This is a genomic window from Ardenticatenales bacterium, assembly GCA_020634515.1.
In the GTDB taxonomy this organism is placed as follows: Bacteria; Chloroflexota; Anaerolineae; order Promineifilales; family Promineifilaceae; genus JAGVTM01.
Genome location: JACKBL010000010.1, coordinates 55,358 through 69,514, shown reverse-complemented (window position 1 = coordinate 69,514; position 14,157 = coordinate 55,358). Strand labels below are relative to the sequence as shown.

Sequence of the window (14,157 nt, the reverse complement as noted above, 5' to 3'; positions counted from 1 at the left end):
GCCGCCACCCAGCCAAAACCCAGCCCCTTCCATCCCCAAACCCAACCCAGACCCAGCCCAAAGCTAAACCAACCGGTGGTGGGTGGTGGGGTTCAGATGGACGGGGTCGTGTCGAGGCGGGTTGTGGCTGTTTTGCGTGGCGTGTTGGGGGCGTGAGGGTGTGGTGGCTTTGCGTGGGCTTTGCGGGGGCTGGGAGGGGCGGTTTGCCTGGGAAAAGTGGGTGGTGGGTTTTGTGGGGACTGGGAGGGGCTGAAAACTGACCGGTATATGTGGGGGGGGGTGGAGGTGGTGTCAGGTATTTTCACTAACTGTGGCAAATGTGTGAGGCATTTTCATTATCTGTGGCATAGAGTGTCGGGAACTGTGGCAAAAGGGGGTGGAATAATGTAGAAATAACCAAACAAGCCAATATTTTTCTCCTTTCTTTGAATTGGAAAGAAAGTATGTCAACGCAAATGGCGACCGCAATCAGAATTTGTGATAAAACGAAATTGGATAACATTCTTACACCCATGCTGCTCACAATTGCCCGCCGAGCAAATGCCAATACCCCATGAAGGGGATGAACAATATGCCGGCAAATACAGCCAATCCCGAAAAGAACCGCGCGACGCTGGAGAGGTTTCTTTCGCGACATTCTTTTGCTACGGAATAGGTCAATCCCATCGTGAGAACAACGCTTAACAAGGCCAGCCAGACCAAGATGGCACTCATGGGGATGACGGGTGAAGCAGATCGTGCATCGGCATTCAGCAGGTAATTGAGAACCAGTCCCCAGCCGGCCAAAACAACCAGGTTCACCAGGCCCGTTGCTCCTAGAAGGAGTCGTGACCATGCGTTCATCCGCGAAAATAAGCCGGCGAGGATGGCGCTAAGGAATACCAATAAGAAAAAAACGGCCGATCCCAGTTGAAAGTAAATCGTGTTGTACCAGGCTGTTTCCTGCGTACCAATACCGTGCCAGCGCAAATTGCCAGTGTCTTTCACGGCATCCCCGTAGGGCATCGCCGGCAAAGGTGTCTGATGCGTTACTCCAACAATCCAGTCTGTAACCAGTGTCGAGTAGACACGGTCGTTATTTCTGGAAGCGCCTCCCAGTGCATGTGTACGATTCGGGAAGACAACAACGCGGCTGGCAGGATGTGTCAATCGTTCCGACACGATTTCCAGGCTGGATTGGGTAGGAACCAGGGCATCACGTTCAGCAAATAAGGCAAGTGTGGGGATTTTCACCTCGGACCATGCCGAAGCCGGATCCAAATAGGGATCGTAGTAAGCAAACCACAGGTCGCCTAGAGGTAAGATGCCTTTGCGGACCAAATCGTGCCCACTGTAAAGCATGTGCAGCGCTTTCATTTCCAGGGCGATGGCACGATCGGAAAAACCGAGCTGCTTTAGACTGTTACCATCATCCCACATTTCCTGATTGGCCAGCGGCGTTCCAGAGCCGGTTACTTGAATGATAAAAGCAACCTGGTCATCACGGGCCGCGGCAAAAGGGGCTAACCAGGCTCCCTGGCTGATACCGAGAATCCCTACGTGCCGCGGATCGACCTCCGGCTGCGCCTGTACCAGGTGCACCGCTGCAAGGGCGTCGGCGATTAGTTCATCAAGTGAAGCGGTTCGCCAGTCACCGGTGGATTCCCCGGCGCCGCGTTTATCGTAAACCAGCGCGGCAATTCCGGCTTGCCGGAGCATTTGGGCATCCGGAATGTATGGGGAGCGCGTATCGGGACCGGCGCCGTGGATGATGACCACAGCCGGGAAAGGCCCCGTACCCGGTGGTAGATAGAGCGTTCCCTCTAGTTGAATTTCGCCGTTCATGAATGTTAGTTCACGCATTTCATTCTGGAGTGGCGCGGCTTGGGCGGAAACTGACAAGCATGCGAACAGCGCAAGCACTAACAGAACAATATTCGTTTGGTTTGGGTAAAGTTTTCGGAGAGGCATTACGTTACTCCTTGCGAAATACGCCTGCAAATTGCAATGGCCCTATTGATTGGTAGACTGCCGTTAATCCATTTGACATCACAAAATGGTCAATCGCCGGCAGGTTGGGAAAACCATACCGATTACCGGCAACCGCTTTACCCAATCGCGCCAGCGCAGCAGGTAAACGCAAATCAGCATAGAGCAGATAGCCGCCAGGTTTTAGCACCCGCACCATCTCTGCCAGGGCATCCCGCCAGTTGGGAATGTGATGCGTCACCTTATTGCTGAACACCACATCGAATTCACCATCGGCAAAAGGTAGATTCCGGCCATCAATACACAAAAAGCGTATGTTGGGAACGCTCTGAGCGGCCGTTTTTGCCAGCGCGATCTGTTGTGGGTCTACGTCTACGCCGGTCACGTGCAGGCCAAAGGTTTTAGCTACGTAAATAGGTGCGACCCCATTGCCGCAGCCAACATCCAGATACATTTGCTCAGGCTGCACGGTTGTCTGTCGCAGCATTCGGGCTGCGTGCCGGGCTACACCCCGGCTGTGCCCGACGTCGTTCACGAACCGTTTTTCCAGCTTACCCATGGTCATGATTTAGCTCCTCGTTCTGATCGTCATGATTACCTGATTTTATTCACGCATCACGCTGGTTAGGCTGTCTGCCTGACAACATTCGCTACCCACCGTGGATGACTGTAGCGAATCCAAAGTTCTGCTGCCAGCAAATTGAGCGCCCAGCTCAGAAAAACGGCCAATGGATAACTCACTGCTTCCGGCAGGCTGGTTCCGGCCAGCCCTGGAACCCAGAAGCTAAAAGTCACAAAAAAGAACGACAGCGAAAAGCTGCGGATCATCCATTCCCGGTGCGCCGTAACCCGACGCCGGTGAATGTAGCGAAAAGCAATCGCTGTGGAACCAAACCAGAGAACGGCCAGGACGCCCATCACATATTTCGCGGCCGGTGGGACATCGAAAAAGAGGGTGCTCCAGAAGGCTGCCACGCTTGTCGTTAAAGTCGCGCCGACGTAGATGCGCCCCAATAGGTGGTGGAATCGGCGCTTTTTCGATAGCAAGCGCCCGTTAAATTGGAGAGGGCCAATGAGGAGCGCCGCCCCGCCGGTAAAAGCGTGGACGACAAACACCAATGGCACAGCCCGCCGCGGCGCTTCTTGAACCACACCGAGCAGCGACAGGCCTTCAACGCCGCCCATATAGAAAGCGTAGCCGCTATAAAAAGCGCAGATAAGAAAGAAAACCAACCAGGCCAGTTGTTTCATTTTGTTTCGCATGATGACACCTCCATATGCGATTTTGTGTGTGAAATAGCTGGCTACACCATACCGGCAGGCATGGATTACTGTCATGATCCGAATGGATCAACGATGGATCATTTGGGGTGATTTGGGGAAATCAGGAGAGAATGCCGAAGTTTCTGGCGGTTGTGACCGCTTCGGTACGGCTGTGGACGCCCAGTTTTTCGTAAATGTTGAGGGTGTGGCGCTTGATGGTGTTGGGAGAGAGATGAAGCCGCAGGCCAATCTCACGGTTGGTCAGCCCGGTGGCGATCAGCTGTAGGACTTCCAACTCCCGCTCGCTGAGTGGTTCAATCCAATCAGGGTTGTCAGTTTGTCGAGGAAGGGGATATTCACCGGCAAACAACTTCAGCAATCTGCCGGCATATTCGGGTACGATATTTCGCTGCACGGCCATATATAGCAGTTGGGCCATTGGCTGCCCCATATCCAGAAAAAGGCGGACATACCCTTCCGGTTTCGCCAGAGAGAGGCCGCGCTTAAGGCCGGGGAGCGCCCGCTCCGGTTGTCCGAGTTGGTGGTGGGCCAATGCAAGCAAGGCCAGGATTTCGATGACCCGTCCCGTGCGGACGTTTCGCTCAACAACAGGCAACAGACGATCAAGCAAATCCAATGCCTGCTCCGGTTGCTTCTGGGCAATATGGACGCGAGCGACAGCAACAGTCGTCATCTCCACCGGGTACTTACCTGGAGATGCAGCATCCAAAAACTGTTGTTCAGCCCACTGGCGCGCAGGTGCAAGTTTGTTCTGCGCCAACCAGAGTCGCACTTGAAACGGACGTACCCGCAACAAGGCGTCAGGCCGGGGCGAACGGCGAGCGTGGGCTTCTGCTTGCGCCATCATTTTCTCAGTTCGGAGGCTGTCACCTTGGGCTTGATAAACCAGACTCAAAGCCAGCAAACCGTCTCGGTCCAGGCCCAATCCGCCTTTCTGCTGCGTCCGTTTGACGCCCGTTTCCAGGTGATCACGGGCCTCGTCCAGCCGGTTCCATTCGTACAGCAGCCAGCCGAGGCCGACATGCGCCGCGCCGGACAAGGGCAACGTCGCCGCGCCGCCGCCAAATCGCTCCTCCGCCATTTGTAGGGCATGGCGATGGACCTGTTCCGCCTGGCGCAGTTGACCTTGTTCCAGATAGAGTTGGCCCAGTTCATAACTGGCCATTAAGGCCGCCAGGACGCTGTCGCCTGACTCGCTGATGACTCTGGCCTCGGCGTAAGCCTGTGTGGCCGCGGACGTGTGGCCGCTGTCTCGGTAAGCCAATCCCAATGTTGAGGCTAATGTACCGCGCAAAAAACGGCCGTAGTCAGACACATCCGCCGTCAAAAGCGCATGTGCCTGCTGTGCCCATTCGAGGCCGGGTGCGGTTTCTCCCTGCTCCACGGCGATTACGGCACGAAGGGCGACTATTTCAGTTTGCAGTTGTTCTCGCCTGGCTGACTCCACTGCCATGAGTGATTGTTCGGCAACAAGCAATTGTGACTTCAGACCCTCAAACTCTCCGGTTAGCAGCCTGATCCAGGCCAATGTGACGCTTAACCGGGGGTGGTAATGTACACTTTCCGCCGGCAGTGCCTGTAGCCAATCCCTCAGGGTGCCAACTTCGCCGCGTACAAGGTGGTCCGGTGCAATGGCTTCAATGAGTTGAATGGCCGCATCATAGTCCTCAGCCACCAGCATATGGTGGATGGCCTCAGTCGGGAGGCTGTTGGCGGCATACCATTGGCCGGCGCGACGATGCAGTGCTGGTATCCAGTCAGGATGCGCTCGCTGCAGCCGGTCGCGCAGTAAGTCGCCAAAAAGCGTGTGATAGCGATACCAATGGCGTTTATTGTCCAGCGGCAGGAGGAACAGATTGGCGGTTTCTAGCTGTTCCAGGGTTTGTTGACTGTCTTGCCGTCCCGTCATGACATCACACAACCGACCGCAAAGCCGGTTTAGAACGGCCGTTTGTAGCAGAAACCGGCGGACACTCTCTGGCCGTTGGTTGAGGACTTCATCCATCAGGTAGTCGAGAATGTAGCGGTCGCTACCGCTGAAGGTGGCGACAAAAGCGGCGGTATCGGACGTTTCCCGCATTGAGAGCGCAGCCAGTTGTAACCCGGCGATCCAGCCTTCCGTGCGGACTGTCAGCGCCTGGTTGTCTGACGGGGAGAGATTTAGCCCCATGAGTTCGTTCAGGAAATGCGCTGATTCCTCAGCCGTGAAGCGTAAATCTTGCAAACCAACCTGGCAAAATTCTCCCCGCGCCCGCAAACGGGATAGCGGCAAGCCCGGTTTGGTCCGACTGATAATGATTAAGTGAATAGGGGGGGGAAGGTGATTTATCAGGAAAGAAACCGCGTCGTTTACTGCCGGCGATTCGATGACGTGATAATCGTCGAGAATGAGAGTGAGCGGTGTGGCGACAGCAATCATCTCATTCAAAATGATCGTCAACAGTGATTCCAGCAACAGCCGGGTCAATTCCTGGCCCGGCTCTTGCAGCAGATGCAAAGCAGCTTCGCCGAAATCCGGTTGGATGTTTTGTATAGCAGCAACGAGGTATGTCAGAAATCGTCGGGGGTCTTGATCGTTCTTATCTAACGACAGCCAGGCCACCGGCCGTTCTTGTCGTTGGATCCAATCAAGAACAAGCGTCGTTTTGCCAAAACCGGCCGGGGCGGAGATAAGGGTTAGTTTGCGGTGCAGTCCCTGGTTGAGCTTTTCAATGAGGCGAGGGCGGGGGACGAGAGACATCCGTAACCGGGGCACATACAGTTTCGTTTGCAGTAAGTCGCCAGACATAGGCTCATTATAATGGAAAGAAGCGTTGTAGCGAGAAACGGGGCAATACCGTGCTCATTTTCATCGTTCATTTCCTCTGCGCCACGATTGCCAACTGCGCCAACTCCTCACGGTATATGCGCCGTGTGATAGCCGGCGTCATCAGCTTTTCCATCCATCCTTTCAGACCTGAGCTTGTTTTGGCGGATGTGACAATCGTTACCCGCGACTGAACGCCGCCATTGATGGGATCTACCGTGAACGTTGTCACCACTCCGGCGGCAGCATCCTCCTCTCGTAGCACCCGTCCTGGCTCCGGCTCGCTGACAGTCATCTGGTACAGCATCTTGGCCCCCAAAACGTTCATCTCTATCATGACCGCCGTGCCGGCGCCCTGACCACCTTGCGTCACCTGTATCTTGGTGAAATATCGAGATGGTAAAATGGCCGGGTGTTCCTCATGATAATCAGAAATGATCCCGTATACACGCTTAACTGGCGCGTCAATAACGGCTGATTCTTCTACCTGGTATGTACTCATTTTTTCTCCATTGATCTGTTTGGACTTTGGACAAGAAGGTTGACATAAGGCGTCATTTGTGAAAGAAACACAATAAAGGGAAAATGGGTTGGATGGACCGAGAAATCCATGCAACCCATTTGGTGGAATTCCGCCAACAAGTATATCAGACCTATAACAATCGAGCCGATACGCCAATGGAACTGTTGGATGCCCTCCGTGGCAACCGTGATGCGCAGACAGCGTGGAATTGGGTCTCAACCTGGTCTTTCGTCGTCGTTACAGCACCTTGTGCAAGGGAATAGCCGCGGGTCATCTGACGGAAGCGGACATGGGGCGGTTGATTACGCCTCATTTGGCGTTGCCCAAGGGCTTCCCTACAGGCTATTCGGCGTGGATGTCACACCACGGCGACGACGATTTGCGCCCTGTGTGGCTGACTGAAGCTATGTCTACTGTGACTATACAGGACATTTGCCCAGATTGGACCAATTTGTTTTGGTTAAATCCTATTATGTCTACAAAATTGGTCCAATCTCTCGGAGACGTGAATAGTTACAGTCTACTATCCCCATGCTATCAAAGGCAACGAAAATCGAATGCGCTCTCAGCCGGTGGGAGATACGATCAGGTTTTCAAGCACGGGCAGTCCACTGGGCACTGAGTGGGGAACGAGCCGATACAGATCGTTCACTCGCGGATCGGTAAGGGCATCCAGGAAAGCCATTAATGCCTCGATGTCTTCCGCAGATAGCGGTTTTGCCAGTTGCAGTTTCTGGTCTGTGTCTGCCAGCAGTTCCTCGAAGATGGCAGGGCTGTTCTGAAATGAGGGTCTCAGTTCGGCCCTTAAGTGTATCTGGGGATCGTAGTTGTACAGGCTCGTTCGTGGATCGAGATGGTGAGCGATGACTGCTTCCAGGGAGTTGAATGCGCCATTGTGCATCCAGGGGCTGGTTACGGTGACATTCCGCAACGGAGGCGTGCGGAACGCGAATTTGTCCGCTTCGTTACCCGTCAGTAGCATCAGGCCGTAGTCCAGCGGCGCGCTCGCTCCTTTTCCGGGGCCGATCTGCGGAACCGCGAGATTATGGTGTTGCTGATCGGTGAATAGCGTTCCGCTATGGCAGCGAACACATCCTGCCTTGCCGTAGAACAACACCGCGCCTTGTTTTGCCAGCTCGGTAAGCGCACTCTTATCCCCGCGCAGGTAACGATCCCAGGGACTGTCCGGCATGGTAAAGGCGTAGATCTCAAACGCGGCAATCGCATTTGCTGCGTGCTCAAACCCCAGTTGCTCTAATGGCACGTCTGGATATGCGGCTGCGAACATCATCGCGTATTCGGGATAATGTAACAACCGGCGCATGATTGTGCTCCAGATCTCAGGCAGATCGTTGCTATCAATATGCGCCAATTCGTTCGCCTCTCCCCATACATCTTCGTCGCCCAAAACGCCACGCATTTCGCTGTCGGAAGTGACAGGGAACATGGCCTGCACGGCTAATAGATTGTTCAAGTCGTAGGGGAGATTGGCGCTAGCCGGAGAGATAAAGGAGCCATCGGCTGCAATTGCCACGCGGCTATCCCAAAACATGGTCTGCCATTCTGAAAAACCGCGATTGAATATGTCGGGTGCATTGCGGGGGATAAAGGGACGATCTCTTCCCGGTTGGCGGTTCTTACCTAACCCGAAGCCGCCGGTGCCGATGGATAATGCCAGGTTGTCTGCGCTATTTTCCAAAGGATGGTGGCAGGTGGCGCAAGAAATATCTCGATTGCCGCTCAAGACTTTGTCGAAATAGAGCATCTGGCCCAATGATATGAGCGCCGGTTCCTGATACGGGGCTGGCTCAATGGGCGTCAGTTTGTAGGCGGCTATCATAGCTTGTAGCTGATCTCCAGGGTTGTTCGTGCAGCCAGCCAGTCCCCAGATGCTGAACAGAATCGTGAAAAAGATGGCTATCAGGTATGTTTTTGCTTTCATAGTCGTTTCGTAACTTCGCAACATGAAGTATCTGGTGTGCTCGAAGACCAAGCCGAGGTTCAACATGACAATCAATTCGTAATCCCGATGGATGCCAAAGAGTTTTCCAACTGCCCCTCTTTGAGTTCGGAAAAGGAATGTGACCTGACCACGCCGGCTGCATCTATGAAATAGATGTTTGGAATGAAGGGGCCGAAGTAACGAGAAGCTGTACCGAATTCATCGGACGTAATGGGGAAGGTCAAGCCAAACTCCGCGCCAAACTCGGTTAGCTTGTCGTTGTCCTCTTTGTCGATGCCCACAAAGAGAACGGTCAATTCGTCAGCATGTGCTGCATATACTTTCTGGAATTCTACGACCTCTTTCCGGCAGTGCGGGCACCAGGTCGCGCCCAGGATCAAGACCATGGGTTGCCCGCGCAAGTCGCTGCTGCGGACGATGTCCCCTTCCAGCGACATGACCTCGAAATCAGGTATGCTTGCGCCTGAAAGGACAATGGGGATGGTTCTCGTTTTGATCAGGGCAACGATTATGACAACCAGCAGGGCGACAATTCCAACACCCCATTTTGCTATTTTTGACATGGGAACTCCTTGATGTTAACTGATTGTGACTATACAGGTCATCTGCCCAGATTGGACCAATTTGCTCTGGTTGAATCTTATTGATGTCTACAAAATTGGTCCAATCTCTCGGAGACGTGAATAGTTACAACTGATTTTCAGATTGGTTCATTCTCTAAGAATGAACCAATCGTCGAGAAAGGTGCTGGCAGATGCCCCTCCGCCGCAGGTCTGGATGTCCGGTTGTAAGGCGGATTGGTCGCCGTGGGCCAGCTATTTGGGCTTCAACCTGGCTTCAATCGCTGTTGACGGTCGGCGCGTTTCTGGGGTGGTGGTGGCTGCGGCGCCGGATTTCTTGTTTAGTTCCAATCCCAACCAGATGGTGACGATAGGGCCGATGATTGCGCCGCCCAGAAGGCCGGCAATATCGGCCAGCGCCGTGATTTGCAGTAGGCGACCAAAGAAGAGTCCCCAGTAGACGAAACCTGCGGCCAGGCCCAGATAGGCCAGGGTGCGGGGCCACGCGTTCTGGCGCAGAGCGACCCAATGCACGGTGAAGAACCAGATGCCGGCAGCAGCCGTCATAAACCATCCCAACGGATCAATATCGGACACTTGCATGATCTGCATTAGGGCCGCCTGTGTAGCAGCGTCGCCGGTGGCAAATGCCTTCGCCCAGATAACTTCGTATTGGGGTTCCGCCAGGTGTGTGAGCGCGGTAACGCCGAATGCCAGGTACCCTAGAATAGAGGCCATCATGACCCAACCTTCCGCTTCTTTTCCTAGCAGGCGCTGGATGCCGGGAATGACGCCCAGCAGAAACAGACCCGTCAAGGCAAAGGCGATGTGGAAGAGATAATGGGCTGTTCCGCCCTCCGCAATCATGGCCAACATCATTTGTGGCGTCCCCGTTCCCGCTCTTCCGGCGCTGAGGATGGGATCAACGATGTTAAAAGCCGTGAATGCCAGGTATGACATGCCGGCACCAATCGAACAAATCGCGCCCAGTTTGTACAATGAGTTGTTATTCGTCATCTATTTTTCCTCCTTTGAGAGAACATGAAGAGTATGATTGATCTACGTAAACGGCCCGGGTATCACAGGACGAACCCTGCTCCTTGCCGTTTACGCCGGACAAACAGGTTTATGCCGGCATCCCTCCTCTCGCGCAGTTACGACCCAACCACCTGGGACGTTTCTGGGGTGCTCACAGCGGGACCACGAGCCGGGCTTTCCGCACTGACAACATCAGGAATCCGATCTTCAACCAGGCGCAACGGCGCGTAGTTCAAGGCAATGAGGGTCACGATCATGGTCAAAGCACCCATGACGATAAACCCCAGCCCAATTCCACGACCAGGACCAACACCGATTATTCTGCCCACAGTTCCCGCCAGCCGACCGTCCGCGGCCATCAATGGTTCAAAGAAATCATCAGTCAATGGACCGGCCAGCAGTTGCGCCACGGGGAAAGACGCCTGAGCGACCACGTCGCGTAGCGAGAAGACGCGCCCCTGCAAGTCCAGTTCGATCTTCTTCTGAAAAATCACCTGGCTGGTAGCGCGGATCGCCGGTTGGCACAGGAATATCAAAAACGCGCTGATTATGAGCAATGGCAGCCATGTGGTAGAACCGGCGACCGCAATCCAAAACCCGGACAGAAACATGGCGCCAAAAATAGTGTACATGCGGCGACTCGGCCCGGCCCAAACGCTCATGACGATACTGCCCACGAGGACGCCAATGCCGCCGGCAAACAGTATGACGCCCAACGTGCGCTCATCAGCCAGGATCAGAATCAACGGGGTTACAAGCACTTCTACACTGCCTACCAGGAAGTTGCTCACGGCAAAGAATCCGAGCAGCGCCATCAACCCTGGTTTTGCCGCCAGATGTCGCCAGGCGTGAATTATCTCGCCCACAATGCCGCTCCTGGCGGCGCTCCCGGCTGCGGTGGCCGCGACATTGGGAAAACGTACCAGCAAGAGGGTGATCAAGGCGAACAGAAAGGTGCCAAAATCGATGGCCAGGATGCCGTTCAGACCCACGACGGGCAGCAAGAAACCGGCAAACAGGGGCGCGATGATGGTTGTGGCTTCACCTAGCTGGACCATGCCGGCAGCTTGCTCAATACGATCCTTGGGCACTAACTGGGTGGAGGCGGCCAGGTATGCCGGCAATTGAAAAGCAGCAAATGCAGAATTCACGGCAGTCGCCACGTAGATGTGCCATATTTGCAGATTGTTCGTGGCAGACAGAACCAGAATGGCCACCGTGGCCAGACCAGCCCCCACGTCGCTAATGATCATCACGTGACGACGATTCCAGCGATCTGTCAGGACGCCGCCAATTGGGCCAATGAACAGACGCGGGAGCACCGTAAATACCAGGATAAAGGCGTATTGGGTGACGCTGCCCGTGTCTTGAAATACACGAACCCCCAGCGCGAAGTAGGTCAGGCCGGACCCGGTGATAGAAATCATCTGTCCGAACCAGACTACAAAAAAAGTCCTCATTCTTTCCGAAAACATAATCTCCTCGTCATTGAACCTGCGGGAATTAGCTAGATTGGTTCAATCTCACAGATTGAACCAATCTAGCTGCTTGCGGCCAGAACAGCGTTTATGGTTCTGGCCAGGGTCTGAACGTGCGGCTCGGCCATCATGGTCACGTGGTCGCCAGGCACGAAAAAAGTTTCCACAGGGCCAGCCGCGTACGACTGCCACCCCCAACTCTTGCAGCCGGGTGTGTCTGCCAGGAGGGTGGCGTCGTCGGGATGAAGCTGCTGAGCGCGGATAAGCGCCATGCGCGTGGGATAAACGTCTTCTTGCACGTACGCTTTGCCTGCCTGTTCCTGAGCGCGGATGACGTCCAGGAAGCCGCGCGCCTGTTCTGCGCCCGCTTCCGCCGGTAGCAGTCGCGCCCGAATTAAGCGCTGCAACAGGTATTGGAGCCGCCCGTCCTCGTCCAGAGTGCGTATGGCGGACGCGGAGACGTCCAGCTCTTGCCCGAAGAAACGCTCTATCAAGCGGATAAACTGGAATAACATGGCGCTATCCTCCCCATCATGCACCTCTGGAATGTGCGCTGGCGCGTCAATGATGATCAGGATGGCGACATGATGCCCTTCTTGCTGCAACTGCTGTGACATTTCAAAGGCCACGTGCCCGCCAAAAGAGTGCCCCCCCAGATAGTACGGGCCGGTGGGTTGAACGCGCCGGATCGCCGCAATGTAGTGCGCTGCCATTTCCTCGATGTCGGCGTAGGGATTTGCCTGTCCATCAATTCCTACCGGCTGTAGCCCATAAAATGGACGCTCTCCCCCCAGATGGTTGGCCAGGTGATAGAGATAGGTGACGTTGACGCCGCCGCCGGGGACGCAGAAGAACGGGGCGCGGGTCCCTTTTCGTTGCAGTGGAACGACAGGCGACTGGGTAAAACCTGCCGCATCCTGGCGCAAGATGGAGGCCAGCTCGGCCAGGGAGGGGTGCTGTAACAGGGCGGCGACGGATACGTCTTTGCCCAGCGACTGCTTGATTCTGGTCAGGAGGCCAATTGCCAGCAGTGAGTGTCCCCCCAACTCGAAGAAGTTGTCGTGTATGCCGACGGGATAGGTGTCTAGCGCGTCTTCCCAAAGTTGGGCCAGATTCCGCTCTAAATCGTCGCGCGGCGGCGCAAACGGCGGTCGCTGTTGCCGCGGCTTTGCCGGCATAAACAACGGAATCTGCTCGCCGACCATAGCCCGGAGCGCAGCGGCGACGTTCTTCCCTGGCTGCATCGCGTGCAGTATGGTTAGGAGATGCTTGCCAATCCGGGGCGCCTCGTGAGGCGAAAAACGGTTTTGGTCGTAAACAACGAGTATCTCAAAAGTCGTTCCGGGGCTGATCAGAACGGTCAGGGCGTGTTTTGTCTGTGGACCCAACGGGAACAGATCGGGAACGTCGATAACCAGATCGCCCGATTCCTGTAGCGACGCATCCATTGGGTAATTCTCAAAGACCAACACGCTCTCATAAAGAGGGTAGATGCCGGGTACGTCGCTCCATTGGTGGATCTGTCCGGCGGAGCAGTATTCGTACGGGCGCTGACGATTATTCTGCGCCTGGATCGTGTGTAACCAGTCGGCCAACGTCACGTCTGCCTGAACGTGAACGCGCAACGGCAACGTGTTGATGAATAACCCGATAATGGATTCAATGCCGGGCAAGTCAGGAGGACGGCCTGAGCTGGTGATGCCAAAGACCACGTCACTGTCGCCACTATAATGATGAAGCAGAAGCGCCCACGCTCCCTGAAACAAGCTATTTAAGGTCAGATGATGCTTTCTGGTCAGCTCCTGTAGCGTTGCCAGGGTAGCCGTGGGAATCGTTACTTTATATTCACCATACCGTTCGCTTGCTGAGGGGGCGGCGTCCGTTTCGCCGGGTAGGCCAGGGGAGGTGGGGCGGGTAAACCCGGATAGGCGTTTGCGCCAGAACGCTTCTGCGTGGGTCATCTCCTGCTGCTTGAGCCAGGCAATGTAATCGCGATAGGGGCGGGCCGGCGGTAATGCCGGCATCCCTCCCCGCTCCAGCCCGTGATAGATGGACAACAGTTCCTGTAATATGATTGGAACACACCAGCCATCAATCAAAATATGGTGACAGGTCCAGACGAAGTGGAATGTTTGCGCCGCCAGTTGGAAAAGCGCCAGCCGCATCAAAGGGACCCTGGACAGCATAAATCCGCGCGCCCGATCTCGATCCAGGTAATTCTTTAATGCCTCCGTGTGCTCCCCCGTCGGTACGAGCCGCCAATCTTCGCGGGTTAGCGTGATGGGGGCCTGTTGCAGCACAAACTGCACCGGCTCACTGCGATTCTCCCAGAGGAAACCGGTACGCAGGCCCGCATGTCGCTGCAGGAGCAGTTGCCAGGCGCGCTCAAAGGAAGCGGACTTCAGTGGTCCGTGCAACGTATAGACGAACTGCTCAACGTGTATTCCTGCGCCGGCTGCGGCCAACGTTTCCAACAACATGCCTTGTTGCGATGGCGACAAAGGATATATGGCCTCAACTCGTTTCTGCATCGGAGC

11 protein-coding genes are annotated in these 14,157 nt (G+C 55.1%); all 11 read right to left on the bottom strand.

What is annotated here, in order from left to right; genetic code table 11:
* Positions 1-304: 304 nt before the first annotated feature.
* Positions 305-502, bottom strand: a complete 198-nt coding sequence (locus tag H6650_21355) for a YgjV family protein (protein ID MCB8954560.1) — start codon at positions 500-502, stop codon at positions 305-307.
* Positions 503-519: 17 nt separating this feature from the next.
* Positions 520-1,950, bottom strand: coding sequence for an alpha/beta fold hydrolase (locus H6650_21350; protein MCB8954559.1), 1,431 nt, complete (start codon positions 1,948-1,950; stop codon positions 520-522).
* 4 nt (positions 1,951-1,954) lie between these two features.
* Positions 1,955-2,533, bottom strand: coding sequence for a class I SAM-dependent methyltransferase (locus tag H6650_21345; GenBank protein MCB8954558.1), 579 nt, complete (start codon positions 2,531-2,533; stop codon positions 1,955-1,957).
* 59 nt (positions 2,534-2,592) lie between these two features.
* Entirely contained in the window at positions 2,593-3,231 is a 639-nt protein-coding gene (locus tag H6650_21340) for a DUF2306 domain-containing protein (GenBank protein MCB8954557.1), read from the bottom strand.
* A gap of 121 nt (positions 3,232-3,352) precedes the next feature.
* Complete coding sequence (locus tag H6650_21335; protein MCB8954556.1) at positions 3,353-6,040, bottom strand: tetratricopeptide repeat protein; 2,688 nt, start codon at positions 6,038-6,040, stop codon at positions 3,353-3,355.
* 67 nt (positions 6,041-6,107) lie between these two features.
* Positions 6,108-6,560, bottom strand: coding sequence for an SRPBCC family protein (locus tag H6650_21330; protein MCB8954555.1), 453 nt, complete (start codon positions 6,558-6,560; stop codon positions 6,108-6,110).
* A 586-nt stretch (positions 6,561-7,146) separates the two neighbouring features.
* Positions 7,147-8,523 (bottom strand): cytochrome-c peroxidase, encoded by a 1,377-nt coding sequence (locus H6650_21325; protein ID MCB8954554.1) that lies wholly within the window; start codon positions 8,521-8,523, stop codon positions 7,147-7,149.
* A 71-nt stretch (positions 8,524-8,594) separates the two neighbouring features.
* On the bottom strand, positions 8,595-9,107 hold the full coding sequence (locus H6650_21320; protein ID MCB8954553.1) for a TlpA family protein disulfide reductase: 513 nt from the start codon (positions 9,105-9,107) through the stop codon (positions 8,595-8,597).
* A 252-nt stretch (positions 9,108-9,359) separates the two neighbouring features.
* Positions 9,360-10,121, bottom strand: coding sequence for a DUF4386 family protein (locus tag H6650_21315; GenBank protein ID MCB8954552.1), 762 nt, complete (start codon positions 10,119-10,121; stop codon positions 9,360-9,362).
* A 137-nt stretch (positions 10,122-10,258) separates the two neighbouring features.
* Positions 10,259-11,602, bottom strand: coding sequence for an MFS transporter (locus H6650_21310; GenBank protein MCB8954551.1), 1,344 nt, complete (start codon positions 11,600-11,602; stop codon positions 10,259-10,261).
* Positions 11,603-11,682: 80 nt separating this feature from the next.
* Entirely contained in the window at positions 11,683-14,151 is a 2,469-nt protein-coding gene (locus H6650_21305) for a hypothetical protein (GenBank protein MCB8954550.1), read from the bottom strand.
* Positions 14,152-14,157 lie beyond the last annotated feature (6 nt).

What these genes read in the sequence shown, in the direction of transcription:
- H6650_21350 (MCB8954559.1), bottom strand. Translation starts at nt 1,950, where the DNA reads ATGCCTCTCCGAAAACTTTACCCAAACCAAACGAATATTGTTCTGTTA.
- H6650_21310 (MCB8954551.1), bottom strand. Translation starts at nt 11,602, where the DNA reads ATGAGGACTTTTTTTGTAGTCTGGTTCGGACAGATGATTTCTATCACC.
- H6650_21320 (MCB8954553.1), bottom strand. Translation starts at nt 9,107, where the DNA reads ATGTCAAAAATAGCAAAATGGGGTGTTGGAATTGTCGCCCTGCTGGTT.
- H6650_21305 (MCB8954550.1), bottom strand. Translation starts at nt 14,151, where the DNA reads ATGCAGAAACGAGTTGAGGCCATATATCCTTTGTCGCCATCGCAACAA.
- H6650_21355 (MCB8954560.1), bottom strand. Translation starts at nt 502, where the DNA reads ATGTTATCCAATTTCGTTTTATCACAAATTCTGATTGCGGTCGCCATT.
- H6650_21340 (MCB8954557.1), bottom strand. Translation starts at nt 3,231, where the DNA reads ATGCGAAACAAAATGAAACAACTGGCCTGGTTGGTTTTCTTTCTTATC.
- H6650_21315 (MCB8954552.1), bottom strand. Translation starts at nt 10,121, where the DNA reads ATGACGAATAACAACTCATTGTACAAACTGGGCGCGATTTGTTCGATT.
- H6650_21330 (MCB8954555.1), bottom strand. Translation starts at nt 6,560, where the DNA reads ATGAGTACATACCAGGTAGAAGAATCAGCCGTTATTGACGCGCCAGTT.
- H6650_21335 (MCB8954556.1), bottom strand. Translation starts at nt 6,040, where the DNA reads ATGTCTGGCGACTTACTGCAAACGAAACTGTATGTGCCCCGGTTACGG.
- H6650_21345 (MCB8954558.1), bottom strand. Translation starts at nt 2,533, where the DNA reads ATGACCATGGGTAAGCTGGAAAAACGGTTCGTGAACGACGTCGGGCAC.
- H6650_21325 (MCB8954554.1), bottom strand. Translation starts at nt 8,523, where the DNA reads ATGAAAGCAAAAACATACCTGATAGCCATCTTTTTCACGATTCTGTTC.